The organism is Sphingobium sp. (genome assembly GCF_003248505.1).
Classification (GTDB): Bacteria; Pseudomonadota; Alphaproteobacteria; order Sphingomonadales; family Sphingomonadaceae; genus Sphingobium.
In genome coordinates this window covers 43,785-69,391 of sequence record NZ_QFOA01000004.1, presented here as the reverse complement: position 1 = coordinate 69,391, position 25,607 = coordinate 43,785, and the positions used below count along the sequence as shown (strand labels likewise).

Genomic DNA, 25,607 nt, shown 5'->3' with positions numbered 1-25,607 from the left:
CGATTCTGATTTGAATCGTGAGGGCTCCTGCGCCATGTGGCGATCATGGCTCATTCCCCCACCGCCACCGTCTTTCTGGTTGGCGCAGGCCCCGGCGACCCCGACCTGCTGACCATCAAGGCCGCGCGCCTGATCGCAAAGGCCGACGTGATCGTGCATGACGGCCTGGTGTCCGCGCAGATTCTGGCGATGGCCGCCCCAGACGTCGAGTTCATCTCCGTCGCCAAGCAGCGTAGCCGCCATTCGATGCCGCAGGATGCGATCAACGCTCTGCTGGTCGAACTGGCGCGCGAAGGACGCCTCGTGGTGCGGCTGAAAGGCGGCGATCCCTTCATCTTCGGACGCGGCGGCGAGGAGATGGAAGCATGCCGCGCGGCAGGCGTGCCGGTCGAGGTCGTTCCCGGCATCAGCGCCGCGATGGGCAGCGCGGCACAGGCACAACTCCCCCTCACCCATCGCGCGGCGTCGAGCGCGGTGAGCTTCGTCGCGGGACAGTGCAAGGGCCTGACCGACCAGGACTGGTCGGGCCTTGCGGGAACGGGTCGCACGCTCGTCATCTACATGGGCGTGGCGACAGCGCGCGACATCGCCGATAAACTGATCGCGGACGGCGTGTCGCCCTCGCTCCCGGTGGCGGTGCTGGAAAACGGCACGCGAACGGACATGCGGACGCTGCGCACCCTGCTCGCCGACCTTGGCGACATGGTAGAGCGGGAAGAGGTCAAGAGCCCAGCCTTGATCGTGGTGGGCGACGTTGCCGCCTATGCCGATGCGCAGGACGTGCTGGGCGGATCGATGAAGGAGTTGGGTTCGGAGATGCGTGCGTGAAGATTTTGACCGGCAATGATCTGGTGACCGGCGACGTGATCTGGTGGGCGGGCGACGGCTGGTCGCGCCAGGTGGGCGACAGTGTGGACGTTGGCGGGCATGGCGACGACCTCGCCCGCGCGGAGGAAGCCGCGCTGCGCGTCGTGGGTGCCTATGTGATCGACGCCACCGTGACGGACGAGGGCATACGCCCCGCGCATATCAAGGACCGTATCCGCGCATTGGGGCCGACCGTGCGTCCCGACCTTACCTTGAAACCGAACGACGCCGATGCCGGCAACTGGGTGATCTGAACCATGTATCGTTACGACAGCTACGACCAGTCCATGGTGGACGCCCGCGTCGAGGAATTTCGCGATCAGGTGCAACGCCGCCTGACGGGCGCGTTGACCGAGGATCAGTTCAAGCCGCTGCGCCTGATGAACGGCCTCTATCTCCAACTGCACGCCTATATGCTGCGCGTCGCCATCCCCTACGGCACCCTGTCGGGCAGGCAGATGCGCAAGCTGGGCGAGATCGCGCAGAAATACGATCGGGGCTATGGCCATTTCACCACCCGGCAGAATCTTCAGTATAACTGGATCAAGCTGGCAGACGCGCCCGACATTCTGGCCGAACTGGCGAGCGTCGAGATGCACGCGATCCAGACCAGCGGCAATTGCATCCGCAACATTTCGTCCGATCAATATGCGGGCGTTTCCGCCGACGAAGTGACGGACCCCCGCCCCTGGGCCGAACTGCTGCGGCAATGGTCGAGCTTCCACCCGGAATTCACCTACCTGCCGCGCAAGTTCAAGATCGCGGTGGTCGCATCGGACGAAGACCGCAGCGCCATGCGCCTGCACGATATCGGTCTCAAGCTGGTGGAGCGCGACGGACGCATCGGTGCGGAGGTCTATGCCGGGGGTGGGATGGGCCGCACGCCCATGGTCGCGCCCCTTATCAGGGACTTCGTCGGCGAAGATGAGATCGTGTCTTATCTGGAAGCCTGCCTGCGCGTCTACAATCGCTACGGTCGCCGCGACAACAAGTACAAGGCGCGGATCAAGATCCTCGTCCATGAATTGGGGGTCGAGGAATATAAGCGCCAGGTCGAGGAAGAATTCGCCCATATGCGCACCCTCGGCCTCAACCCGCCGACCGAGGAACTGGACCGCATCCGTGCTTTCTTCGCGCCGCCCGCCTATGACACCGGCCTGCCCGAAGAGATCGACCGCACCGACCCCGCCTTCGCGCTGTGGGTGGATCGGCAGGTCGCCGCGCACAAGGCGCCGGGCTACGCCATCGTCAATATCAGCCTCAAGCCGCTGACCGGCATCCCGGGCGATGCATCGGCAGAGCAGATCGCCCTCGTCGCGGACCTTGCGGAACGCTACTCGCTCGATGAAATCCGGGTGACGCATGCGCAGAATCTCGTCCTGCCACATGTGCGCAAGGCCGATCTTCCCGCCATCTGGCAGGCGCTCGACGAAGCGGGTCTGGCCGAAGCCAATCTGGACCTCATCACCGACATCATCGCGTGCCCCGGTCTCGACTATTGCGCGCTCGCCAATGCGCGCTCTATCCCGCTGGCGCAGAAGATCGCGCAACGCTTCGCCGCATCCGAGCGGCAGGCGGAATTGGGCGAATTGAAGCTCAAGATTTCAGGCTGCATCAATGCCTGCGGCCACCATCATGCCGGGCATATCGGCATATTGGGCGTCGACCGCAAAGGCATCGAGAATTTCCAGCTTCTGCTGGGCGGATCGGGCGCGGAAGATGCGTCGCTCGGTCAGATTACCGGTCCCGGATTTTCAGAAGACGGCGTGGTCGACGCGATCGAGAAGGTAACGGACATCTATCTTGCGCAGCGCGCAGAAGGGGAACGTTTCCTCGACACCTATCGCCGTATCGGCATGAAACCGTTCAAGGAGGCGATCTATGGTTGAGTTCCTCTCCTTCCGCGATGGCGAAGCCAGTCAGGAACCGGGCGTCACCGTCGAATCCTTTACCGGTCAGTCCAATTCCACCGCCGTCCGCATCGAAGCGGGCGAGGATGCGCGCGAGCTTCTGCCGCACATCGACCGCCTGTCGCTCGTCGAAGTGCACTTCCCCGTCTATGGCGACGGGCGCGGCTATTCCGCTGCCCGCATCCTGCGCGAAGCGGGCTATGCCGGGGAACTGCGCGCGGTCGGCGACGTGCTGGTCGACCAGATCGCCGCCATGCGGCGCTGCGGCTTCGACAGTTTTCACCCGGACAAACCGCTGGACGATGCAGCGGTCGACCGGGCGCTCAACCGCTATGCCGACGTCTACCAGCAGAGCATCGACGGCCGCCGCCCTATCTGGGCCAAGCGGCACCCGGAGATTTCAGATGGCTGAACCCGCCCGCCAGATCGACATCATCGACGCCCGCCCCACCTTCACGCAGCAGCAGGCCGATGCGCTCAACGCCCGGTTCGAGGGCGTCGACGCGCTGACGATGCTGAAGGCTGTGTTCGCCGAAAAGCTGGCGGGCCATGTCGGTGTCGTCTCCTCCTTCGGGGCGGAAAGCGCGGTGCTGCTCGATCTGGTGGCGAAGGCAGATCCCGGCATTCCGGTGATCTTCGTCGACACGCTCAAGATGTTTGCGGAAACGCTGCATTATCGCGACCTGCTGGTGAAGCGCTTCGGTCTTACCGACAGCCGGATCGTCGCGCCGCGGCCCGAAACGCTCGCGGCGAAGGACGAGACGGGGTTGCGCTGGTCCTACGATCCGGACGGCTGCTGCGACATTCGTAAGGTCGAACCGATGAAGCGCGCCAAGGATGGGCTCGACGCGTGGATTTCGGGGCGCAAGGCGTTTCAGGCTTCGACCCGCAAGAACCTTCCCCGGTTCGAGGTCGAGGACGGCAAGCTCAAGATCAACCCGCTGGGCGACTGGACGAAGGACGATCTGGAGGCGTGGTTCATCGCGCACGATTTGCCGCGCCATCCGCTGGAGGCGCAAGGCTATCTGTCGATCGGGTGCGAACCCTGCACGTCGAAGGTCATGCCGGGCGAAGACCCGCGCGCGGGGCGTTGGCGCGGCTGGGACAAGGTGGAATGCGGCATTCACTCGCCCGTCTCCCCGATCGTAAGCCCCACGGTCGATCCCGACGACCCTGCCAACCTGCCGGTATTCTAACCCGGTTTCAGGCACATGGCCGGTTCGCCGGGGTGGACGGACGATCCCAGGCGCGCAATAGAGTGTCCCCTGTCGAATATCAGGGAGTCACAGCCATGGATCGCCGTCAATTTCTTGCCGCTTCAGGAGCGAGCGCGCTCGCCATAGCGGCGCCACGGGCGCTGGCGCAGAGCGCAGGAGCGGATGACGCTCGCCTTTCCGCCGCATTCGCCGCGATCTTCGACCGGCAGTTGGACCTGTCGCCCGGCATGGTCACCAGCCTTGGCCTAGACAAGGGCGCGCGGGCCGGTGCCAAGAGCCTGCTGGACGATAACAGCCGGTCGGGCATGATGAAGAAGCTGTCGGCGACGCAGGCGGCAATCAAGGAACTGGAAGGGTATAAGTCCGCCAGCCTTTCGGACGCGCAGCGGCTGAACCTTGATGTCATCCTTTATTCGCTGGCGCAGCAGACCGTCGCGCCTGCGACATTCGGCCTCAACAGCGTGCAACGCCCCTATCGCATCTTTCAGCAGGGCGGCAGCTATTTCCAGACCCCTGATTTCCTCAACACCGCCCACACGATCAACGCGGCGTCCGATTGCGAGGCCTATGTCGCGCGCCTCGACGCCTTTGCGCGCAATCTGCGCACCGACACGGCGCTGCAACGCGACGAGGCGGCGCGCGGCTATCTGGCACCGGCATGGTCGCTCGACCTGACGCTGGGGCAACTCAAGAAACTGCGCGGGCAGCCCGCGGCGGAAAGCTCCATTGTGCAGTCGCTGGTCAAGCGTGCTGCGGCCAAGGGCATCGCCGGTGAGTGGCAGGCGCAGGCAAGTGCCGTCGTCGAAAAGGCCATCTACCCTGCGCTCGACGAACAGATCGCTGCGATCGAGGCACTGAAGCCGAAAACGGCGGCGGGCGACGGCGTCTGGCGTACGCCGCGCGGCGACGAAATCTATGCTGCCGCCCTGTCCCAGGCGACGACGACCACGATGACACCCGATCAGGTGCACGCCATGGGCCTGTCCCAAGTGGCGGAGATCAGCGCACAGCTCGACGCAATCCTCAAGGGCGCGGGCCGCACGAGCGGCAGCGTCGGAGAGCGGCTGGCGGCGCTCAACATCGACCCGTCGCAGCTCTATGCCGACAGCGCCGAAGGGCGCACCGCCCTCCTGGCGCAACTCAACCGCGACGTGGAGGCGATGAAGGCGAAGCTGCCGCAGGCGTTCGCCACCATCCCCGACGCGCCGCTGGAAATCCGTGCCGTTCCCGTGGAAATTCAGGACGGTGCATCCAACGGCTATTATAATCGCGCTGCGCTCGACGGATCGCGCCCTGCAATCTACTTCATCAACCTGAAGGACATGGGTGACTGGCCGAAATATGGCCTGCCCACGCTGACCTATCATGAAGGCGTTCCGGGCCATCATCTCCAGATTTCGACCGCGCAGGCGGCGGGCGACGTGCCGATGCTACGCAAGACCGCGTTCCTGAGCGCCTATACCGAAGGCTGGGCGCTCTATGCCGAGCAGCTGGCCGATGAACTGGGTGGATATGCTACCCCGCTCGACCGGGCGGGTTTCCTCCAGTCCTTTCTCTTCCGCGCGGCGCGGCTGGTGGTCGACACCGGCATCCATGCCAAGAAGTGGAGTCGGGAGAAGGCGACCGACTACATGGTGCAGACCACCGGCTTCGCCCGCCCCCGATGCCAGCGCGAAGTCGAACGTTATTGCACGCAACCGGGGCAGGCGACCAGCTACAAGGTCGGCCATGGCGTGTGGACGAAAGCCCGTGCGCAGGCGCAGGCCGCACAAGGAAAATCCTTCGATCTCAAGCAGTTTCATGCCATTCTAGAGGAAGGGGCTATGCCGCTGTCGATGTTGGAAAAGCGCGTGGCCGAACGCGCCCGCATGGCCAAAGGCTGATCTGCATCCGCGTCGTCGCCCGGCTACCGTCCCGGGCGACGATGGTTGCGCCTTACTCGTAGCTCATATCCTCATAGCCGTCCTCGGCGAGGTCGGAGAAGCGCGTGATCTTCGCATCGAATTTCATGCGGATGCGTCCGGTCGAACCGTGACGTTGCTTGGCGACGATGACTTCCGCCTTGCCGTAGATGCGATCCATATTCTCGCGCCACGCGGCATAGGCTGTTTCGTCCTCCACCTTGGGCTCCTTGGCCGCTTCGTAATAATCCTCGCGGAACACGAACCAGACCATGTCGGCATCCTGCTCGATCGAGCCGGATTCGCGCAGGTCGGACAGTTGCGGGCGTTTGTCCTCGCGCTGCTCCACCGCACGGCTGAGCTGCGATAGGGCCAGCACCGGAAGATGAAGTTCCTTTGCCAAGGTCTTCAAACCACGGGAAATTTCCGAAATTTCGTTCACACGATTTTCGTTGCCGCGCCCCGTCCCCTGAAGCAGTTGAAGATAGTCGACGACGATGAAACCGATATCGTGCCGCCGCTTGAGACGCCGTGCACGCGTGCGCAGCGCCGCGATGGTGAGGCCAGGCGTGTCGTCGATGAAGAGCGGCAGTTCCTGCAAATTGCGGGCGGCACGGCTGAGATTCTGGAAATCGGCGCGGCTGATCTTGCCCATGCGCAGCGCTTCTCCGCTGATCCCCGATTGTTCGGCGAGCACACGTGTCGCCAACTGATCGGCGGACATTTCCAGCGAGAAGAACGCGGTTTTCGCACCCATGTTCTTTTCAGGCGAAATGCCATCGGCATTGTCCCGCACCCAGCGCGAGGCAGCGTTATAGGCGATGTTGGTGGCGAGCGAGGTCTTGCCCATGCCCGGACGCCCGGCCAGGATCATAAGGTCCGAATTGTGCAGGCCGCCGATCTTGGCGTTGAGGCTGTTAATGCCGGTCGTAATCCCCGACACGTGGCCACCGCTGTTAAGCGCGCGTTCGGCCACCTGCACCGCCATGGTGGAGGCTGCGAGGAAGCTTTTGACCGAACCCGTTTCCCCCTCGCCTTCCGACACCTTATACAGCGCGACCTCCGCCGCCTCGATCTGCTCGCGAGGGTTAACGTCCTCACTGGTATCCAATGCATTTTCAACCAGTTCGCGCCCAACGCTGACAAGCTGCCGCAACAGGGCAAGGTCGTAGATCTGGCTTGCGAAATCGCGCGCACCGATCAGCGCAGCGCCATTGCCGGTCAATTGTGCCAGATAGCCCGCGCCGCCCAACTCTTTAAGCGCCGGGTCCTGCTCGAGCATGGGCTTGAGCGTCACAGGGTTGGCGACCATGTCGCGGTCGAGCAGCCGCATGATGGCGTCGTAGATGCGGCCATGCAGCGGCTCGAAGAAATGCTCGGCCTTGAGTTTGAGCTGCACATCCTCGGCAATGCGGTTGTCGATCATGATCGCGCCCAGCAGCGCGGCTTCCGCCTCGACATTGCGCGGCAATTCGGTGCCGCCCGCTTCGGGCGGCGTGATCTTCAGCAGTTCAACCATCTCCCTCCTTTCCTCCCATGGTCGGCGCCACGCAAGGGGCAGGATGGAAACCATCTGTGGATAAGTCCCCGCTTGCATTTCGCTGCGCGCCGCCGCACTGACTGTTCGCTTCGCTTATGGCCGATCCGCGCATCATAGATATCCAGCTGGACCAGCGCACGATCCTGTGGCGCAATGCCGATGTGGAGCAGGAACGGCGGATCGCGATCTTCGATCTGCTGGAGGACAATCACTTCGCGCCCCAGCGCGTCCATGCGGACGCCTATGCCGGTCCATATAAGGTGATGTTGCGGGTCGAGGAAGGCCGACTGGTGATCGAAATCAAGCAGGAGGACGACAGCCCGCTGGAAGCGATCGTCCTCAGCCTGGGACGGTTCAGGCGTCCGATCCGCGATTATTTCGCAATTTGCGACAGCTATTACCAGGCGATCAGCAACGCATCGCCCCAGCAGATCGAAACGGTCGACATGGCCCGGCGCGCGATCCACAACGATGCCGCAGACTTGCTGAAAGAAAGGCTGGACGGCAAAATCGAAGTCGATTTCGACACGGCGCGGCGACTTTTCACGCTTATCTGCGTGCTGCATATTAAGGGATAGGGTCATCAGGGGGTTGACGTTGGGAGGCATGCTGGTCCGCGCGGGGGCGGGACTGGCGGTGATGGCAGCGCTGGCGGCAGCGCTGTGGCTCTATGCGCGCGCCTGGACGCCGGACCGGGATCATTATCCCGTGCAAGGCGTGACCGTCGACAGCACCGACGGAACGGTCGAATGGGATACGCTCGCGGCGCAGGGCGCGGACTTCGCCTATATTCGCGCCACCGACAGCATAACTGGGCGCGACCCGGCCTTCGCCGCCAACTGGCGCGGGGCGCGAAAGGCCGGGCTACGCTATGGCGCTGTGATCGAGTTCAGCCTGTGCCGCCCCCCTGCCGATCAGGGCACGGCGTTCATGACGACGGTGGCGCGGGACAATGCGGCACTCCCTCCAGCCATCCGTCTTGCCTTCGACCCGCGCTGCGCTGCGCGGCCCGGACGCGACCGGCTGCTGTCCGACCTCAATACGCTGGTCAATCTGGTCGAGGGCCATGCAGGCAAGCCCGTGCTCATCAACGTGACGGAGGATTTCAACGAAGCCTATGACATCGGATCGGGCATCAACCGCACGCTGTGGCTGGACCGCAACTTCCTTCCGCCCGATTATGCCAGTCGCCCCTGGGTGATGTGGACAGCCAGCGACATGCGGCATATCGACGGCGTCGAAAGCCCTGTCCGATGGAATGTGGTGACGCCCTGATGCCCGACGATATGCAAGTCCAGCAACTGATCGCCGCCGCGCGCAAGGCGATGGGTCACGCTCATGCGCCCTACAGCCGCTTTGCGGTCGGTGCGGCGGTGCGGCTGACCGATGGCAGCATCGTCACCGGCTGCAATTTCGAGAATGCGAGCTATGGCCTGTCGCTCTGTGCGGAGACGGTGGCGTTGGCCAGCGTCAACGCGCAGGGCCGCTTCGCCGATGTCGAGGCCATCGCCGTCGTCGGCGGGGCGATGGACAGTGCGGAGGACGCTATGGTGACACCATGCGGTCGCTGCCGCCAGATCATGAACGAAGCCGAGCAGATGGCCGGTCGCACGCTTGCGATCCACTGCGCGACGCCCGACGGCGGTCAGGTGATGACCTTCACGGTCGCCCAACTCCTTCCCCATGCCTTTGGCCCTGCCGACCTCGGCATCGGCCCCCAGACAAAGAGCTGACCGATGTCCATCCTTTCCGACAAGTGGATCCGCGAACAGGCGCTCAAGACCGCCATGATCGAACCGTTCGTGGAGAGCCAGAAGCGCGAGGGCTGCATCAGCTACGGCCTGTCCTCCTACGGATATGACGCGCGGGTGGCGGACGAATTCAAGATTTTCACCAACGTCGACAGCGCTGTGGTCGACCCCAAGGATTTTGCCGCCAACAGCTTCGTCGACCGCAAGACCGACGTGTGCATCATCCCGCCCAACAGCTTCGCCCTTGCGCGGACAGTCGAATATTTCCGGGTTCCCCGCGACGTGCTGGTGATCTGTCTCGGCAAGTCGACCTATGCGCGGTGCGGCATCATCGTCAATGTGACGCCGCTGGAACCGGGATGGGAGGGGCATGTGACGCTGGAATTTTCCAACACCACCCCATTGCCCGCGAAAATCTATGCCAATGAGGGGGCTTGCCAGTTCCTGTTCCTCAAGGGCAACGAGCCGTGCGAAGTCAGCTACGCCGACCGCGCGGGCAAGTATATGGGGCAGCAAGGCGTGACGCTTCCTCGACTATAGTTTTTATGGTCGCCGATGGGGGTAAAGGGCGATATCTTCGTTAACATGGGTAAGGCGGCTGGGGGGCCGCGCCGTAAGGGAACGGACATGCGAATGCGCCTGGTCGTGGCGGGGTGGGCGCTCGCCATGGCCCTCCTCTTCACGCCAATCGCCAGAGCGGCGCCGGAAATGCCGGACCCGCAGCTCCAACAGCGACACAGATTCGATATCCATGTTCAGCCGCTGAGCGAAGGGCTGCGGTTGCTCGCCGCGCAATCGGGTACACGCATTCTCTTTTCCTACGATGTGGCAGCGTCGATCCGTGGGCGCAGGGTCGAAGGATTCATGTCGACCGAAGAAGCGCTCAAACGCCTGTTGCAGGGGACCGACCTTAAATATTCACGTGCCGGCCTGGGCGTGCTGGCTATGCATTTTCGCCAGTCGGCGTCCTGCGCCGCCCGTTCCGTTGCGGCGTCACCCTCCACCAGGCGTGGATCGGCAGAACCGACATGTCGATGATGGATGGCCGCGACGGGTGCCGGGTTAGCGTCCGCTATCAGGAACTTGAGGGCCCTTTCTACAAGGCCCCGGTGCTTCAGGCCGCCGCCATGACCATCGCCCGCGCCCGGTCCGTCGCGGCTCGGGTGTCACCCGCCAGTTTCTTCACTTCGGCCGCTACGACCGCAAAACCGCGCCCTGCGTCGCCCGCCCGCGCGGCCTCGATCGCGGCGTTGAGCGCCAGCAGGTTGGTCTGGTTCGCAATCAGACCGATGCCGTTCACGATTTCGACGAGGCCATCTACCATCGCCTTAAGCTCAGCGCGCAGCATCTTGGGTGCGGTGATATCCGTTGCGATCTTCAATATACGCTGGACCTTCCCATCGGCGTCCAGCACGGGATTGTAGGTCGCCTGCAACCATATCTCCCGCCGGTTCTTCGCCACGCGCCGGTATTCTCCTGAATCATGCTCGCCACGAGAGAGCTTTGCCCAGAACGTTGCATATTCGGTCGAAGCTTCGTCCCCGGCCAGACAGAATATCCGATGATGCTGTCCCACGATCTCATCCAGGGCAAAGCCCATCAGATCGAGAAAAAGCTCGTTGGCCCACAGGATCGCACCGTCCGGCGCGAATTCGATCACGGCCTGGGACTTGCAGATCGCGACCCAAGCGGCATCGACACTTTCATGGCTGGCTTGGCCCACATTCAGCTCCTTTCCGTTCGTTTAGGACGATAATGGTAAAGGAGCTGTTAGCGGTCGCGCGGCGCTACGTTCCTGGGCGATTGCGAACCCGCAAACGAAAGAGGCCGACCTTACGAAAAGACCGGCCCCTTTGCATTGGATTTCCGAGCGGTCAGGCGACCTTGGCTTGTGGTTCCACTGCCTCGTCCGGGTCGCGCAACACGTAACCGCGCCCCCATACCGTCTCGATATAATTGTCACCGCCACATGCCAGCGCCAGCTTCTTGCGCAGCTTGCATATGAACACGTCGATGATCTTGAGTTCCGGCTCGTCCATCCCGCCATAAAGGTGGTTGAGGAACATTTCCTTGGTCAGCGTGGTGCCCTTGCGCAGTGAGAGCAGTTCCAGCATCGCATATTCCTTGCCGGTCAGGTGGACGCGATTGCTGTCCACCTCGACCGTCTTGGCGTCGAGATTGACCGACAGCTTTCCGGTGCGAATGACCGATTGCGAATGTCCCTTGGATCGGCGAACGACGGCGTGGATGCGCGCGATCAGTTCTTCGCGGTGGAACGGCTTGGTGACATAATCGTCCGCGCCGAAACCGAAGGAGCGGACCTTGCTGTCCATTTCGCTGATGCCCGACAGGATCAGGACCGGCGTCTGCACCTTGGCAGCGCGCAGTTTCTTGAGCACGTCATAGCCGTGCATGTCCGGCAGGTTCAGGTCCAGGCAGATGATATCGTAATCATAGAGCTTGCCGAGGTCCAAACCCTCTTCGCCCAGATCGGTGGTGTAGACGTTGAAGCCTTCGGTCGTGAGCATAAGCTCGATGGCCTTGGCAGTAGTCGGTTCGTCCTCAATCAGCAGCACGCGCATATGAAGCCCCTTGGTGTCGCGGTCCGTTCACCCCACCAGAACGGTTTCGCCTCGAAATCATTAACCAAAAAACTTCTGAAGGACAAAGGTTAATTTCTGCCTAACCCGCAGAACCGCACGAGTCGGCCGAATTTAAGACTCATTTCAGTCGAGCAAACCCGAAACGAGCCAGTCAAAGTCAAGATTAATTCGTCCCTGAAACGACTTTACGGCCCCCTTTGGTAATGCGTCTTATAGACCAAAGTCTTAAGGGATTTTGCAGCGGCGCTAACGTTTTTCAGCAATCATGGCGGCTGGCGATGAAGTCGAGCAGTGCCTCGACGCGGGCGGATCGCAGGCGCGAGGGCGGCGTGACGAGATGCAGCCCCAGCGGCGGCGGCACCCAGTCGGCCAGCACCTCTTCCAATTCGCCCGATGCCAGAGCGTCGCCCACTATGAAGTCGGGCAGGCGCGCGATCCCGACGCCCTGATGGAGGGCCGGCAGCATTGCCTCCCCGCTGTTGACGGTGATCCGGCTGCGCACCTGCACAGTGACCGTCTGCTGCCCCGGTCCTGCGAACCGCCACACGTCAGGCGTCGTGACGTTCGAATAGCAAATGCAATCGTGCATGCCGAGGTCTGAGGGATGTTGCGGACGCCCACGCTCGTCCAGGTAGAGGGGCGAGGCGACGACATGCATGGTAACGTCGCTCAGCCGCCGCGCGCGCAAGGAACTGTCTGGCATGTCGGCGACGCGAATGGTCGCGTCGAGGCCCATTTCGATGATGTCGATCTTGGCGTCGGACAGATGCAGGTCGACGTCCACCAGAGGGTTCGCCTTGGTGAATTCCGCCACCAAAGGCGCGATTCGCAACAGGCCGAATGTCATCGGGGCGCCCAGCCTGACCACACCGGACAGCGCTGCCGTCTCGTCGCGGGCCGCTTCCTCTGCCGCCTGTCCTTCCGCCAGGATGCGTTGGGCGTGATCGGCGAGCCGGCGTCCGCTTTCGGTCAAAGACAAACGGCGACTTGTCCGGTTGAACAGGCTGGTGTCGAGATGTTCCTCCAGCCGGGTTACGGCTTTCGATACGGTGGCCTTCGATACGCTCAGTGCCTTGGCCGCATCGGTAAAGCTGCGATGCTCCACCACGGCGGCGAAGATCGCCCAGGCCTCGAAGTCGGGTAAGCGCAAAGGAAACAATCCGTTTCAAAGCTGCCGGTTTAAGAAACGATACTGGCGGCTAGATTGAGGGAAATCAAGCGCGGGGCGAACGTACCCTCGCGGAAAGGCAGATCATGACCACGACCACGCAAAGCCGCATCGAGCGCCGCCCGTTCGCGTCGCTGGGGCACGCCGACCATGGCTGGCTCAACGCCCGCCATCATTTTTCCTTTGCCGATTATTATGACGATACGCGCATGGGCTGGGGCGCGATAAGGGTATGGAACGATGACGAGATCGCGCCGCGATCCGGTTTCCCGCCACATCCCCACGCGGACATGGAAATCATTACCTATGTTCGGACCGGCGCGATCACGCATCAGGACAGCCTCGGCAATCGCGGTCGGACCGCTGCTGGCGATGTTCAGGTCATGTCGGCAGGAACAGACATCCGCCACGCCGAATATAATCTGGAGGAGGAAAAGACGACGCTGTTCCAGATCTGGATCATGCCCTCCATGCGTGGCGGACAACCAAGCTGGGGTGCCAAACCCTTCCCGAAGGGCGATCGTTCTGGCAAGCTTGCGGTTCTGGCGAGCGGCCATGGAGAGGATCGCGACGCGCTGCGCATCCGGGCGGACGCGCGACTGCTCGGCGGCACGATCAAGGCGGGCGAGCAAGTCACTTATGACAGCGCTCCGGGACGTCATCTCTATCTGGTGCCCGCAACCGGACGCGTCGACATCGACGGCCAGATTTTCGAGGCGCGCGACGGAGCGGCTATCCTAGGCGGGACGACCCCCGTGACGATCACCGCCATCGACGATGCGGAGATCGTTCTGGTCGACAGCGTGTGACTTTTCAGCCTGTGCACCTCCTTTCCCTGCACAGGCGTTTCGATTTCCTTCCCTTCGTTCTCAACCCGAGGAGACATGACAATGGCTAAGGTTCTGGTTCTTTATTATTCGTCCTACGGTCACATCGAAACCATGGCGAAGGCCGTGGCCGAAGGCGCGGCGTCCGCTGGCGCGCAGGTCGATATCAAGCGCGTGCCGGAAACCGCTCCGCTGGAAGTCGCCAAGAACGCGCATTTCAAGCTGGATCAGGATGCCCCCGTCGCGACCGTCGACGATCTGGCCAACTATGATGCAATCATCGTCGGCACCGGCACGCGCTTTGGCCGTATGTCGAGCCAGATGGCGGCATTCCTCGATCAGGCGGGCGGTTTGTGGGCGCGCGGCGCGCTGAACGGCAAGGTCGGCGGCGCCTTTACCTCCACCGCGTCGCAGCATGGCGGACAGGAAACCACGCTCTTTTCGATCATCACCAACCTGCTGCATTTCGGCATGGTGATCGTCGGCCTCGACTATGGCCATACCGAGCAGATGGGCGTCGACAAGGTGCGCGGCGGGGCGCCCTATGGCGCGACGACGATTGCCGATAGCGACGGCAGCCGCCAGCCCGCCCCCGAGGAACTGGAAGGCGCGCGCTACCAGGGTCGCCGTATCGCCGAGACCGCGATCAAGCTGCACGGCTGATCGGTGTCGTGGGGAGGCGCGGCCTGCGCAGGCCGCGCCTCTTCCCTCCGTGTCAGGCCGTCAGGGCCTCGACCAGCGCCTTTACCTTCTTCTGCCGCCATTGCGGCAAGGGCGCGATGAGCCAGTAGCCGAGCGGCGTCGCAGCGATATCACCGACCTGCCTCACGCGCCCGCTCGCAATATCGGCTTCCGCCAGCACCAACGGCACGCTGGCCCGGCCAAAGCCGCTTGCCGCCGCGTCGATCGCAAGGCCTGCATCTGCCACGCGGATCGTCGCGGGCTTGTCACCGGCAGGGCAACCGGGCCAGTCGACACGGTGGTCCGGACCGCCCGCCGCCGCCTCGATTGTGACATAGGCGGCTTCTCCGATCCGCACGCCCTCATGCTCGCCCGCGCCGTCCGCAAAGCGCAGCGCAAGGTCGAGATTGGCCTCCGTAAAATCCAGGGCCTCGTCCGCCGCGATCAGTTGGAAACTGAGTTCCGGCTGGCTGGCGGCATAGGCGGCCAGACGTGGCTGAAGCCATTTGGCGGTGATGTCGCGCGGCGCGGCGATGGTGAGCGCATGGCTCGATTGCCCCGCCTGCATGGCGCGCACCGCTTCCTCGAACTCCAGAAAACCCGCGCGCAAGGCGTCGAGGCCCGCCTCGGTCTCCGGCGTCAACTCCAGCCCCTTGGGCGTTCGGCGGAACAGGACGACGCCCAGCATGTCCTCCAATGCCCGAATCTGCTGGCCGACCGCCGCTGGCGTCACCGCCAGCTCATCCGCCGCGCGGGTGAAGGACAGATGGCGCGCCGCGGCATCGAGCACGCGAAGGCCGTTCAACGGGAGGTGGGTCCGCTTCATTCGGCCACGGCCGGAGCGATGAGGGCGAAATGGGGAATGGCGATTTCGAACATGTCCCCATTCGAGCCGATCATCCGATATGTGCCCTGCATCGAGCCGGTCGGCGTATTGAGCGGGCAGCCCGAAACATAGTCATAGCTCTTTCCGGGCTGAACCACTGGCTGTTCCCCGACCACACCGTCGCCGTCGACCCGGTGCCGGTTGCCGCGCCCATCGGTGATGATCCAGTGGCGGGTGAGCAACTGCACCGGCTGGTCGCCCAGATTTTCGATTCGGATATGATAGGCCCAGAACCAGCGGCCCCGATCCGGCTCCGACTGTTCGGGCAGGAAAGTGACAGCGACGTGGACAGTTACGTCACGCGTCGTCGCGTGGAAGGGGAATAGTGCGTTCACGGCGTCAGAAATGCGCTGCAAACCCCTCGCCCGTCAACGGCCTATTGCCTTCAATGCCTGATCGAGGTCGGCGATGACGTCGTCCGCATCCTCCAGCCCCACATTGAGCCGCAGCATGTCTTCGGTAATGCCGACTTCCAGTCGCGCTTCCTCCGCCATGCCGAAATGGGTGGTCGATGCCGGGTGCGTCATCAGGGATCTCGAATCGCCGATATTGTTGCTGATATCGACCAGCTGCAGCGCGTTGAGCAGACCATGCGCCTGCGCTCGCCCACCGCCTGTATAGAGCGCGAAGATCGGACCGGCCATCTCCATCTGCTTCATCGCCAGCGCGTGCTGGGGATGACTTTCCAACCCCGGATACAGTATCTTGGGTAGCCGCGTTTCGAGGAAGGCCGCGACCTTGAGCGCGTTCTCGCTCTGGCGGCGGATGCGCAGGTCCAGCGTCTCCAGACCCTTCAGCACAACCCACGCGTTGAAGGCGGACAACGTCGGCCCGGTGTTGCGGTGGAAGGGCAGGAGCACATTGTCGATCCAGTCGCGCGTGCCGCAGACAGCGCCGGCGAGCACCCGCCCCTGCCCGTCCATCATCTTGGTCGCGCTGTAGGCAACGACATCCGCGCCGAATTCCATCGGTCGCTGCAGGGCGGGCGAGGCGAAGGCATTGTCGACGACGGTGGTGATGCCGCGCGCCTTGGCGATGGCGCACACGGCGGCCAGATCCACGACATCCATCGTCGGATTGGCGGGCGTTTCGAAAAAGAACACCTTGGTATTGGACTTCGCCGCCGCTTCCCACGCATCGGTGTCGCGCGCATCAATCGTCGTCGTTTCGATCCCGAATTTCGGCAACAACGTGTCGGTCAGCCAGCGACATGACCCGAACGCCGCCTTGGCCGCCACCACATGGTCGCCCGCCGACAACTGGCACAGCAACGCCGCCGTCATCGCGGCCATGCCGGTTGCGGTCGCACGACAGGCTTCGGCGCCTTCCAACAGGGCGATGCGCTGTTCCAGCATCTCCACTGTGGGATTTTGCAGACGGCTGTAGGTCATCCCGACCTGCTCGCCGGCAAAGCGCGCCGCAGCGTCTTCCGCCCGGTCGTAGCTGTAGCCGCTGGTGAGGAACAGCGCTTCGGACGTTTCGCCATATTCGGTGCGCGCCGTGCCGCCGCGTACCGCCAGGGTCGCGGGCTTCCAGTTCCTCGTGATAGCCCGGTCCTGTCCGCTTTTCCGCTTCATATCGCTTTCCGCATATCCATCGTGACGCGCGGCGTCGCGCCGCCCAGTATCTCGGCCATCTGGCTCCTGTCGCCATTACCGCCCGAGAGGATTACCGCAACCCGCTTGCCGCGCATCGCGTCCTTTTCCTGAAGAAGAGCGGCAAGCGCCACCGCGCCTGCTCCCTCGGCCAGATTATGCGTGTCCTCCCAATAAACGCGGATGGCGTGCGCCACCTCGTCATCGGTCACCCCAATGAAACGGTCGGCGCGCGGCCCGAAATAGTCGAGCGCCGCCTGGACCGGCGTGCATACCGCCACCCCGTCCGCGAACGTATAGGCCGTGGGGCTGGCGATGAGCCGTTTCTCTTCGAAGCTGCGCTTGGCGGCATCGACATGCGCCGATACGACGCCGACGATCCTGGTGCGAAGGCCAAGTGCGTCGCGCGCCGCGATGGTGCCGCACAGGCCCGATCCGCAGCCGACGGGCACATAGACGGTGTCGATATCGGGCACCGCGTCGAACAGTTCGAGGCCATAGCTCGCCACCCCGCGCACCAGTTCGTCATGATAGGCGGGAACCATGTAGAGGCCCTGTTCGGCGGACAGGCGTATCGCTTCCGCCTTCGCGCTGTCGAAATCATGGCCATGTTCGATCAGGGTCGCGCCGAACGCGCGCATCGCCGCATTCTTTTCCCGCGCGTTGCCGTGAGGGACGACGATCGTCGCCCTGAGGCCCGCCGCCGTGGCAGCGCGCACCTGCGCCTGTCCGTGGTTGCCGCGGGTCGCAGTGATGATCCCTTCGACTTCGGGATGGGTGCGCCGCAGCCAGTCGATATAGGTGATCGCTCCCCGCGCCTTGAACGCACCGGTGGGCGTGTGATTCTCATGCTTGACCCACAGGTCGCATCCTGTGCGCTGCGCCAGCAGGGGCCAGGCATATTGCGGCGTCGGCGGAACCTGCGCGTGCACCATGGCCGCAGCGGCGCGAAGCGAGGCGAGGGAAAGATCGTTCATCGCGCGCCTTTAGCCTTCCGGTCACGCGCGCGACAGGACCGATGGCGTGGGACTGGACCGGTCAGGCGGCGACGCGGCCTTTCGCGGGTGGCAAAAGAGGGTGAAGCTGCGCTTCCTCCCATGCCATGCGGTCCAGCAGCGCCTGTTGCAACACCGCCACGGCATGGCGATAGCCTGCCCAGTCCGCCTCCACCGCTGCGGGCGTCCATCGCTTCACATGATCGCTATAGCGCAGGAACAGAGCTACGATAGCGCGGCTCTGCTGGAAAGCGACCGGCAGATCGCGCACTGGGTTCCGGCTTTGCCGCAATGCGGTTACCGCCTCGTCCTCTCGGCCCATATGGCTACGGAACATCTGCGAAAATGCGATTCGTCGACGCGCGATATCGGCCATGTCCCGGCGATCGAGCGCCGTCATGAAATCCCGCATGATGGTGCGCAGGTCATCATGATCCTGCACGAGTTGATAGTTCATGGAAAGCGACCTCTTCTGACCTTGCTAGATCGGCCCAACCGCTTTCCAATTCCCTAAGATTTATCAAATTATCGACTTAAAGCTCCGCCAGCACCGCGTCGCCCATCTCGACCGTCGAGAGCCGCCCGCCCAGATCGGGCGAGCGCGCGCCCCCTGCCAGTGCCTGTGCCACCGCAGCCTCGATCCGGTCCGCCTGCTGCGGCAGGTCGAGCGAATAGCGCAGCATCATTGCCGCCGACAGGATGGTGGCCAACGGATTGGCCTTGCCCTGGCCCGCAATATCGGGTGCGGAACCGTGGATCGGTTCGTAGAGTCCCTGGTTGCTGTCGTTGAGTGTCGCGGACGCCAGCATCCCGATCGATCCGACACACATGCTCGCCTGATCGGACAGAATGTCGCCGAACAGGTTGCCGGTCACGATGACGTCGAACTGGCCGGGATTGCGCACCAGTTGCATGGCGGCATTGTCGACATACATGTGGCTGAGCGCCACATCGGGATAGTCGGCGGACACCTCTATCACCACGTCACGCCACAGCTGGCTGGTTTCCAGCACATTGGCCTTGTCTACCGAGCAGAGCTTGCCCCGCCGTGCGCGGGCCGCCTGGAACCCCGCATGGGCGATGCGGCGAACCTCCGCCTCATTATAGGACATGATGTCATAACCTTCGCGCAGGCCGTCGGCGGTCTTGCGGAAGCCCTTTTCGCCGAAATAGACGTCACCGTTCGTTTCCCGCACGATCAACAGGTCGATGGCAGCGGCGACTTCGGGCTTGAGCGCCGATTCGTCCGCCAGTTCGGGAAAGACCTTGGCCGGACGCAGGTTGGAAAAAAGGCCCAGTTCCTTTCGCAGCCCCAGGATCGCCTGCTCAGGGCGCAAATGCCGCTCCAGCGCGTCGCAGTCCGGATCGCCCACCGCGCCGAACAGGATCGCATCGGCGCGTTTCGCAGTGGCAAGCGTTTCGGGCGGCAGCGGATGGCCAACCGCCTTGTAGGCCACGCCGCCGACCAGCCCCTCCTCATAGGTCAGGCCGTCGATTGCCAGCGCATCGAGCACCCGCCGTGCCTGCGTCAGGATTTCGGGACCGATGCCGTCTCCGGGGAACAGGGCGATGAGCATGGCGGGACTCCTTTTATTGCGTGCCCGCCCCTTATGGAGACAGGAGCTTTCACGCAACCGCCCTTTTCAGGCGGTCGACCAGCCGCTCCCGCGCGGCGATGACGCTGGCGCGGCGGTCGGTCAGGATCGAGCGTTCGAGAAAGAAGCCCGTGAGGCGCAGCCCGTCGACGATCTGGCCCCAATCGCCCATCCCGCCTTGCAGCAGGAAGGGCGGCAGCGGCAGCAGGCGACTCTCATAGCCGAACGCTCCGGCCCGGCTGACCGCAGCGGCGCTGCGCGGGCTTACGAAGGCAAGATCGGCGGCATTCCCCGTGGCCGCGCAGCGCGTAAGGTCGAGGCCGAAACCCATCTCTGCCAGCAGCAGCATTTCATATCGCACGAGCGCGGCGGCCCAGCCCCGCGCGGCGGGTGCTGCTTCGACGGCATCGAGCAGGGCGGACAACGCGTCGAACAGCGTAGCGTGCGGGGTGCCTTCCGACAGGGCCGCCGCCGTCAGCGCGCAGCTCCATTCGATGGCTGCCGCCGGAAGCGGCTCGGCGTGCAGCGGAGCGCGGCTGTGCGCCAATTCGACGGTCAGCCCCGAAAGCTGCTCTTCGGTGCGCGACCGGAACTGCGCCACAACCGAATTGCCGGGCAGCAATATCGGTCTGAGCACGCGCGACCGCCCGCCCCGCACATATCCCGGCAACAGACCGTGATCGGGCGTCAGCAACCGCACGATCGCGCCATGCTCGCCATGATGGTGCACGGCGCAAACGATGGCGGGCGTGGCGAGCGAAGGCATGGATCAGGGCATAGAGCCATCGCGCGCGTAGCGATAGCGCGGAGCCTTTCCTTACGCCGCGCGATAGACGCTTTTGAGGTTCATGAACTCATGAAGGCCGAACGGGCCCAGTTCACGGCCGTGCCCGGACCGCTTGACCCCGCCGAACGGCGCTTCGGGCGCGGAGGCAAGCATCTGATTGACCGCGGTCATACCCGCCTGGAGGTCGCGGACGAACCGTGCCTCTTCCGCTGCATCGCGAGTCCACACGGACGATCCGAGGCCATAGGGAATGGCATTGGCGATAGCGATGGCGTCATCGGCATCCTTTGCGCGGAATAGCATCGCGACGGGTCCGAAAATCTCTTCCCCCATCAACGCGGCATCGACCGGCACATCGGTCAGGATACCTGCCGTCATGAACGCGCCCGGCCCTTCCACGACTTCCCCCCCGGTCAGGCTTGCGCCTGCGGCCTTCATGCGTGCGATCTGGTCCAGCACCGTGTCGCGCTGCTCCGCACTGGAGAGCGGCCCCATGTCGCTCCCCTCGTCGAGCGGGTCGCCCGCCTTCACTGCCGCCATGGCAGCGGTATAGCGTTCGAGGAACGCGTCGTAGATGTCGGTATGGACGATCATGCGCTTGCCGCAGATGCAGCTTTGCCCCGTGTTCTGGACACGCGCGGTCACCGCTTCCCTGACCGCCTTGTCGAGATCGGCGGACGGCATGACGATGAACGGGTCCGACCCGCCCAGTTCCAGCACCGCCTTCTTGAGCGCTTTGCCCGCCTGCTGCGCGACGGCGCGCCCCGCCCCTTCGCTGCCGGTCAGCGTCACGGCAGCGACCCTGTCGTCCACGACGATCGCAGCCACGGCATCGGACCTGATCGGCAGGTTCTGGAACAATCCCTCAGGCGCGCCGGCCTGCGTCATCATCTCCTGCATGAGCGCGGCGACGCCCTGCACATTGCTCGCATGTTTGAGCAGGCCGACATTGCCGGCAAGAACGCAGGGGGCGAGGAAGCGGACGACCTGCCAGTAAGGGAAATTCCACGGCATCACCGCCAGCACCGGGCCGATGGGGAGCCAGACGAGATCGGCCTTTCCGCCCGATGCCAGCGGGATGCTGCCGCCTTCCAGCATCGCCGGACCTTCCTTGGCGTAGTGACGGAAACAGGCGACGCATTTGTCGACTTCGGCGAGCGCGGACTTCAGCGTCTTGCCCATTTCGTCCGTTGCCATGCGTGCCAGCCGGTCCCGATGGGCGGCGTAGGTGTCGGCCAGCCGCTCCAGCAACGCCACGCGATCCGCCACGTCGCTCTGCCGCCACTGGGCGAACGCCGCGGTAGCCCGGTCCAGCGCCGCGTTCACCGCGTCGCTTGCCATCTCGTCATGTGTGGCGATGGTCTCGCCGGTAGCGGGGTTGACGCTTTTCATCATGGATCATGCTTCCCATCTTGTCTGTCAGCGCCACAAGCGCGCGAACGGCAACAGCGATCCTCGATCCTGGCAGGAAAAGCGTCAGCTATCCTTTTTTTTCCGACCGGAGATATAGCGGGAAATCTCCATTCCGAATTCTTCGGCCAGCCTTTCCCTGATGCCGCCACCACGCACCAGCATACCGGCCCAGCCTGCCCTCACGTCGACCACCTCCACCCGGAAAGACCCGACGGACGCGCCGCTGCCCGCGTCGATCACATCGACCGTCCCGCGCAGCATGTCCGCGCTCGCGCCCAGCAGGATGGCGACGGCGGCATCCGCTGTCTTGAGGTCGTCGATCGTCACCCGAAGGAATACGGGCGTTCCGCTGTCCAGCCGCCAGTCGCGCGTCACATCGCGAATCACCAGCGGGAACATCTGTTTGAAGGGCATGGTCGAATAGGCGTCGCCGTCGAAGGAGCCTGCGGGATAGCTCGCCGGGTCGAGCGGCGGCAGTTGCGCGTCCGCCCGTTTGCGCGCTGCCTTGGCGTCGCTTTCCGCCAGTTCGTCGAGAATGCCGGACGCAAAGGCCAGGTCCATGCCGGTGATCCTGACCGGTTGGCCGACAAGCGCCAAAGGCTGGATCGGCTTGACCTGCCGCGCCTGCGCGCCCGAAGCGAACAGCAGCAACGGCATCAGGGCGGCAAGGCAAAAGCGCATCGGCGGGCGTCTCCGGCAGGAAAGGCCTATCGGAATAACGCCAACGGGTTAAGTCGCCCCTTCCGCCGGTGGTTAACGCTCGGCGCGATCAGCCGTGGAAATAGTCGTAGACCTGCTGCGCCACCGCCTTCGACACGCCCGGTGCGCGTTGCAGGTCGTCCAGCGCCGCGTCGCGCACCGCACGGGCTGTCCCGAAATGCATGAGCAGCGCCTTCTTGCGCGCAGGACCGATACCCGGCACTTCGTCGAGCGACGACACGGTGATCGCCTTGCTGCGTTTCGCCCGGTGCGCGCCGATGGCGAAGCGGTGGGCTTCGTCGCGCAGGCGCTGGAGATAAAACAGCACCGGATGGTTCAGCGGGAAGGTGATCTCGCGCCCGTCCATCAAGTGGAAGACCTCCCGCCCTTCGCGACCGTGATGCGGCCCCTTGGCGACGCCGATCATATTCACGTCTTCTATCCCCATTTCCTCCAGCATCGCGCGGGCGACGGACAATTGCCCCTTGCCCCCGTCGATCAGGACGAGGTCTGGCCATTCCCCGCTCTCACGGTCCGGATCTTCCTTTTGCGCGCGCCCGAACCGCCGCTCGAACATCTCTCGCATCATCGCGAAATCGTCGTTCGAGGTTTCCGGGTTCTTCATGTTGAACTTTCGATAGGCGTTCTTGCGGAAACCCTCCGGCCCCGCCACCACCATCGCCCCCAGCGCGTGTGCGCCCTGAATATGGCTGTTGTCATAGATTTCGATCCGGTCGGGCACGCCCTCCAGCCCGAACGTCTCGACCATCTCCTCCATGATGCGGCCCTGGCTGGTCGTTTCGGCGAGCCGCCGGTCGAGCGCCTCCACCGCATTGCGCTGTGCCTGACTGATGAGGCGGGTGCGTTCGCCGCGCTGGGGCACTTCGATGCGGACGCGGCTTCCCATCCGCTCGGTCAGCGCTTGCGCCATCAGGTCGCACTCGGCGGGTTCGCGATCCGTCAGGATCAGCTTCGGCGGAGGCACTTCCTCATAGAATTGCGCCATGAAGCTCTCCAGCACTTCCTCGGTCGCCACATCGGCGGTGTGGACCGGGAAGAAGCTGCGATGCCCCCAATTCTGCCCGCCCCGGATGAAGAAGGCCTGGATGCACATCGCCCCGCCCTTTTCCGCCAGCGCGAAGATATCGGCGTCGCCCAGCCCCTCGGCATTGATCGCCTGGCTGCCCTGGATGAAGGTCAGCGCTTTCAACCTATCGCGGATGACCGCCGCCTGCTCGAAATCCATCGCGTCCGACGCGGCCTGCATCGCCGTGCCCAGCTTTTTCTGCACCGCAGTCGACTTGCCGCCGAGAAAATCCTGCGCGTCGCGCACCAGTTCGGCATAACCGTCCGCGTCGATGCGGTCGACGCAGGGCGCCGAACACCGCTTGATTTGATAGAGCAGGCAGGGGCGCGAACGGTTGGCGAAGAAGCTGTCGGTGCAGGACCGCAGCAGAAACAGCTTTTGCAGCGCGTTGATTGTGCGCGTCACCGATCCGGCACTGGCGAAGGGACCGTAATAACGCCCCTTCGCCTTGCGTGCGCCCCGATGCTTCTGGACGCGCGGAAAGGCATGGTCTTCCCGCAGCAGGATGAAAGGAAAGCTTTTGTCGTCGCGCAGCAGGACATTGTAGGGCGGGCGGTAACGCTTGATGAGCTGCGCCTCCAGCAGCAGAGCCTCCGCCTCGCTGTTGGTGGTGACGATGGTCATGCTGCGGGTCTGGGCGACCATGCGTTGCAGGCGCTTGGGCAGGCGGTCGACCTGCGTATAGTTGGCGACGCGGTTCCTGAGCGCCCGCGCCTTTCCCACATAAAGCACGTCGCCGCGCGCATCCTGCATCCGGTAAACGCCGGGTCGGATGGGCAGCGTCTTGAGCACGGTGCGGATGGCGGCCGCGCCCGTGTCGATATCCGGCTGGCTGCCGGTCACGGTGTAAGTCGCCTTGTCTTCGTTGAAACGGTCGGGGGATTGCGGGCCGGACATGGGTGTCAGATAGCGTTGCCGGGCTGTTTGGCAATGGCGGTGGGGTTGACCGCGCCGTTTGCGCTCCCATCTACAGCGCCGCGCCACCCGCGCGACTTTCCATATCCTAAAGGGACGCGTTCATGACCGTCAAAGCCTATGGCGCCTATGCCGCCGACAAACCGCTCGAACCCATCGACATCGATCGCCGCGCTGTGGGAGCGGACGACGTGCAGATCGCCATCGCCTATTGCGGGGTCTGCCATTCCGACCTGCACCAGGTTCGCTCCGAATGGGACGGCACGCTGTATCCCTGCGTCCCGGGGCATGAGATCGTTGGCAAGGTGACGGCGGTCGGCGATGCCGTCGACCAGTTCAAGGTCGGCGATCTGGTCGGCGTTGGCTGCATGGTCGATAGCTGCCAGCATTGCGCGTCCTGCGCGGAAGGGCTTGAGCAATATTGCGAGAACGGGTTCGTCGGCACCTATAACGGCCCGACCCCCGACGCGCCCGGTCACACACTGGGCGGCTATGCGCAGAGCATCGTCGTCAAGGACAAGTTCGTCCTCAAGATCGGCCATCCCGAAACGCAGCTCGCCGCCGTCGCGCCTTTGCTGTGCGCGGGCATCACCACCTGGTCGCCGCTTCGCCACTGGAATGTCGGGCCCGGCAAGAAGGTCGGGATCGTCGGCATCGGCGGCCTGGGTCATATGGGCGTGAAGCTGGCCCACGCGCTCGGCGCTCATGTCGTCGCCTTCACCACTTCCGAAGCGAAGCGACAGGACGCGCTCGATCTGGGCGCCGACGAAGTGGTGGTATCGCGCAACGAAGCGGAGATGCAGGCCCATGCCGGCAGCTTCGATTTCATCCTCAACACGGTCGCGGCCAGCCACAATCTCGACCAGTTCACCATGTTGCTGAAGCGGGACGGCACGCTGACGGTGGTCGGCGTGCCAGAACATCCCCACCCCTCGCCCAGCGTGGGCGTGCTGATTTTCGGGCGGAAGTCCATCGCCGGATCGCTCATCGGCGGCATCGCCGAAACGCAGGAGATGCTCGACTTCTGTGCGGAAAAGGGGATCACCGCCGACATCGAGATGATCAGGGCGCAGGACATCGAAACGGCCTATGCCCGAATGCAGAAGAGCGACGTCAAATATCGCTTCGTGATCGATAACGCGACACTGGCCGCCTGAACCGCGAGGCGGG

General features: G+C 63.8%; 28 protein-coding genes. 14 read left to right on the top strand and 14 right to left on the bottom strand.

Annotated features, from left to right (window positions below; translation table 11 throughout):
* Positions 1 to 45: 45 nt before the first annotated feature.
* The 6 genes from cobA to DI606_RS03065 all read left to right on the top strand — a co-directional run bounded on the left by cobA (position 46) and on the right by DI606_RS03065 (position 5,877).
* A complete protein-coding gene (gene cobA / locus DI606_RS03090; RefSeq protein WP_293979705.1) occupies positions 46 to 828 on the top strand; it encodes a uroporphyrinogen-III C-methyltransferase in 783 nt (260 codons plus the stop codon).
* On the top strand, positions 825 to 1,121 hold the full coding sequence (locus tag DI606_RS03085; RefSeq protein WP_293979704.1) for a DUF2849 domain-containing protein: 297 nt from the start codon (positions 825 to 827) through the stop codon (positions 1,119 to 1,121). The genes cobA and DI606_RS03085 overlap by 4 nt, the downstream gene beginning before the upstream one ends.
* 3 nt (positions 1,122 to 1,124) lie before the next feature.
* A complete protein-coding gene (locus DI606_RS03080) occupies positions 1,125 to 2,756 on the top strand; it encodes a nitrite/sulfite reductase (protein ID WP_293979703.1) in 1,632 nt (543 codons plus the stop codon).
* Complete coding sequence (locus DI606_RS03075) at positions 2,749 to 3,189, top strand: DUF934 domain-containing protein (RefSeq protein ID WP_293979702.1); 441 nt, start codon at positions 2,749 to 2,751, stop codon at positions 3,187 to 3,189. The genes DI606_RS03080 and DI606_RS03075 overlap by 8 nt, the downstream gene beginning before the upstream one ends.
* Positions 3,182 to 3,973, top strand: a complete 792-nt coding sequence (locus DI606_RS03070; RefSeq protein WP_293979701.1) for a phosphoadenylyl-sulfate reductase — start codon at positions 3,182 to 3,184, stop codon at positions 3,971 to 3,973. The genes DI606_RS03075 and DI606_RS03070 overlap by 8 nt, the downstream gene beginning before the upstream one ends.
* Before the next feature lie 95 nt (positions 3,974 to 4,068).
* The gene (locus tag DI606_RS03065) at positions 4,069 to 5,877 is read left to right on the top strand and encodes a DUF885 family protein (protein WP_293979700.1); all 1,809 of its coding nucleotides are present in this window, start codon (positions 4,069 to 4,071) and stop codon (positions 5,875 to 5,877) included.
* 52 nt (positions 5,878 to 5,929) lie between these two features.
* On the opposite strand, the gene DI606_RS03060 is transcribed toward DI606_RS03065, so the two are convergent.
* The gene (locus DI606_RS03060) at positions 5,930 to 7,414 is read right to left on the bottom strand and encodes a replicative DNA helicase (RefSeq protein ID WP_293979698.1); all 1,485 of its coding nucleotides are present in this window, start codon (positions 7,412 to 7,414) and stop codon (positions 5,930 to 5,932) included.
* A 116-nt stretch (positions 7,415 to 7,530) separates the two neighbouring features.
* On the opposite strand from DI606_RS03060, the gene DI606_RS03055 reads away from it, so the two are divergent.
* From DI606_RS03055 to DI606_RS03035, 5 genes are all read left to right on the top strand, one after another.
* Positions 7,531 to 8,013 carry a UPF0262 family protein gene (locus tag DI606_RS03055; RefSeq protein WP_293979697.1) on the top strand — a complete coding sequence of 161 codons (483 nt, stop codon included), beginning with the start codon at positions 7,531 to 7,533 and terminating at the stop codon, positions 8,011 to 8,013.
* A 28-nt stretch (positions 8,014 to 8,041) separates the two neighbouring features.
* On the top strand, positions 8,042 to 8,710 hold the full coding sequence (locus tag DI606_RS03050) for a GH25 family lysozyme (protein ID WP_293979773.1): 669 nt from the start codon (positions 8,042 to 8,044) through the stop codon (positions 8,708 to 8,710).
* Positions 8,710 to 9,168 carry a cytidine deaminase gene (locus DI606_RS03045; RefSeq protein ID WP_293979696.1) on the top strand — a complete coding sequence of 153 codons (459 nt, stop codon included), beginning with the start codon at positions 8,710 to 8,712 and terminating at the stop codon, positions 9,166 to 9,168. Before DI606_RS03050 ends, DI606_RS03045 begins: the two co-directional genes overlap by 1 nt.
* Positions 9,169 to 9,171: 3 nt before the next feature.
* On the top strand, positions 9,172 to 9,726 hold the full coding sequence (dcd, locus tag DI606_RS03040; protein ID WP_293979695.1) for a dCTP deaminase: 555 nt from the start codon (positions 9,172 to 9,174) through the stop codon (positions 9,724 to 9,726).
* Between the two features lie 87 nt (positions 9,727 to 9,813).
* Complete coding sequence (locus DI606_RS03035) at positions 9,814 to 10,224, top strand: hypothetical protein (protein WP_293979694.1); 411 nt, start codon at positions 9,814 to 9,816, stop codon at positions 10,222 to 10,224.
* Between the two features lie 76 nt (positions 10,225 to 10,300).
* Here the strand turns inward: DI606_RS03035 and DI606_RS03030 are convergent, their stop codons facing one another.
* The 3 genes from DI606_RS03030 to DI606_RS03020 all read right to left on the bottom strand — a co-directional run bounded on the left by DI606_RS03030 (position 10,301) and on the right by DI606_RS03020 (position 12,939).
* Positions 10,301 to 10,915 (bottom strand): methyl-accepting chemotaxis protein, encoded by a 615-nt coding sequence (locus DI606_RS03030; RefSeq protein WP_293979772.1) that lies wholly within the window; start codon positions 10,913 to 10,915, stop codon positions 10,301 to 10,303.
* 145 nt (positions 10,916 to 11,060) lie between these two features.
* Complete coding sequence (gene ctrA, locus DI606_RS03025) at positions 11,061 to 11,768, bottom strand: response regulator transcription factor CtrA (protein ID WP_293979693.1); 708 nt, start codon at positions 11,766 to 11,768, stop codon at positions 11,061 to 11,063.
* A gap of 277 nt (positions 11,769 to 12,045) precedes the next feature.
* Positions 12,046 to 12,939, bottom strand: coding sequence for a LysR family transcriptional regulator (locus DI606_RS03020; protein ID WP_293979691.1), 894 nt, complete (start codon positions 12,937 to 12,939; stop codon positions 12,046 to 12,048).
* A 104-nt stretch (positions 12,940 to 13,043) separates the two neighbouring features.
* Here DI606_RS03020 and DI606_RS03015 point away from each other — a divergent pair, with 104 nt between their 5' ends.
* Both DI606_RS03015 and wrbA read left to right on the top strand, forming a co-directional pair.
* The gene (locus DI606_RS03015; protein WP_293979689.1) at positions 13,044 to 13,766 is read left to right on the top strand and encodes a pirin family protein; all 723 of its coding nucleotides are present in this window, start codon (positions 13,044 to 13,046) and stop codon (positions 13,764 to 13,766) included.
* Positions 13,767 to 13,847: 81 nt separating this feature from the next.
* Complete coding sequence (gene wrbA / locus DI606_RS03010) at positions 13,848 to 14,447, top strand: NAD(P)H:quinone oxidoreductase (RefSeq protein WP_293979687.1); 600 nt, start codon at positions 13,848 to 13,850, stop codon at positions 14,445 to 14,447.
* A 52-nt stretch (positions 14,448 to 14,499) separates the two neighbouring features.
* Here wrbA and DI606_RS03005 read toward each other — a convergent pair whose 3' ends face one another.
* From DI606_RS03005 to uvrC, 10 genes are all read right to left on the bottom strand, one after another.
* Positions 14,500 to 15,291, bottom strand: a complete 792-nt coding sequence (locus tag DI606_RS03005) for a LysR family transcriptional regulator (RefSeq protein ID WP_293979686.1) — start codon at positions 15,289 to 15,291, stop codon at positions 14,500 to 14,502.
* Complete coding sequence (gene apaG, locus DI606_RS03000; RefSeq protein ID WP_293979685.1) at positions 15,288 to 15,686, bottom strand: Co2+/Mg2+ efflux protein ApaG; 399 nt, start codon at positions 15,684 to 15,686, stop codon at positions 15,288 to 15,290. The genes DI606_RS03005 and apaG overlap by 4 nt, the downstream gene beginning before the upstream one ends.
* A 33-nt stretch (positions 15,687 to 15,719) precedes the next feature.
* A complete protein-coding gene (locus DI606_RS02995) occupies positions 15,720 to 16,928 on the bottom strand; it encodes an aminotransferase class I/II-fold pyridoxal phosphate-dependent enzyme (protein WP_293979683.1) in 1,209 nt (402 codons plus the stop codon).
* Positions 16,925 to 17,923, bottom strand: a complete 999-nt coding sequence (locus tag DI606_RS02990; protein WP_293979682.1) for a threonine dehydratase — start codon at positions 17,921 to 17,923, stop codon at positions 16,925 to 16,927. The genes DI606_RS02995 and DI606_RS02990 overlap by 4 nt, the downstream gene beginning before the upstream one ends.
* A gap of 61 nt (positions 17,924 to 17,984) precedes the next feature.
* Positions 17,985 to 18,398 (bottom strand): hypothetical protein, encoded by a 414-nt coding sequence (locus tag DI606_RS02985; RefSeq protein ID WP_293979681.1) that lies wholly within the window; start codon positions 18,396 to 18,398, stop codon positions 17,985 to 17,987.
* Positions 18,399 to 18,474: 76 nt separating this feature from the next.
* The gene (leuB, locus tag DI606_RS02980; RefSeq protein WP_293979680.1) at positions 18,475 to 19,518 is read right to left on the bottom strand and encodes a 3-isopropylmalate dehydrogenase; all 1,044 of its coding nucleotides are present in this window, start codon (positions 19,516 to 19,518) and stop codon (positions 18,475 to 18,477) included.
* A gap of 49 nt (positions 19,519 to 19,567) precedes the next feature.
* Complete coding sequence (gene recO, locus DI606_RS02975) at positions 19,568 to 20,302, bottom strand: DNA repair protein RecO (protein ID WP_293979678.1); 735 nt, start codon at positions 20,300 to 20,302, stop codon at positions 19,568 to 19,570.
* Between the two features lie 51 nt (positions 20,303 to 20,353).
* Positions 20,354 to 21,718 carry an NAD-dependent succinate-semialdehyde dehydrogenase gene (locus DI606_RS02970; protein ID WP_293979676.1) on the bottom strand — a complete coding sequence of 455 codons (1,365 nt, stop codon included), beginning with the start codon at positions 21,716 to 21,718 and terminating at the stop codon, positions 20,354 to 20,356.
* 81 nt (positions 21,719 to 21,799) lie between these two features.
* Entirely contained in the window at positions 21,800 to 22,417 is a 618-nt protein-coding gene (locus DI606_RS02965) for a hypothetical protein (RefSeq protein ID WP_293979674.1), read from the bottom strand.
* Between the two features lie 88 nt (positions 22,418 to 22,505).
* Positions 22,506 to 24,419, bottom strand: coding sequence for an excinuclease ABC subunit UvrC (uvrC, locus tag DI606_RS02960; RefSeq protein ID WP_293979672.1), 1,914 nt, complete (start codon positions 24,417 to 24,419; stop codon positions 22,506 to 22,508).
* Between the two features lie 122 nt (positions 24,420 to 24,541).
* On the opposite strand from uvrC, the gene DI606_RS02955 reads away from it, so the two are divergent.
* Positions 24,542 to 25,594, top strand: coding sequence for an NAD(P)-dependent alcohol dehydrogenase (locus DI606_RS02955; RefSeq protein WP_293979671.1), 1,053 nt, complete (start codon positions 24,542 to 24,544; stop codon positions 25,592 to 25,594).
* Positions 25,595 to 25,607 lie beyond the last annotated feature (13 nt).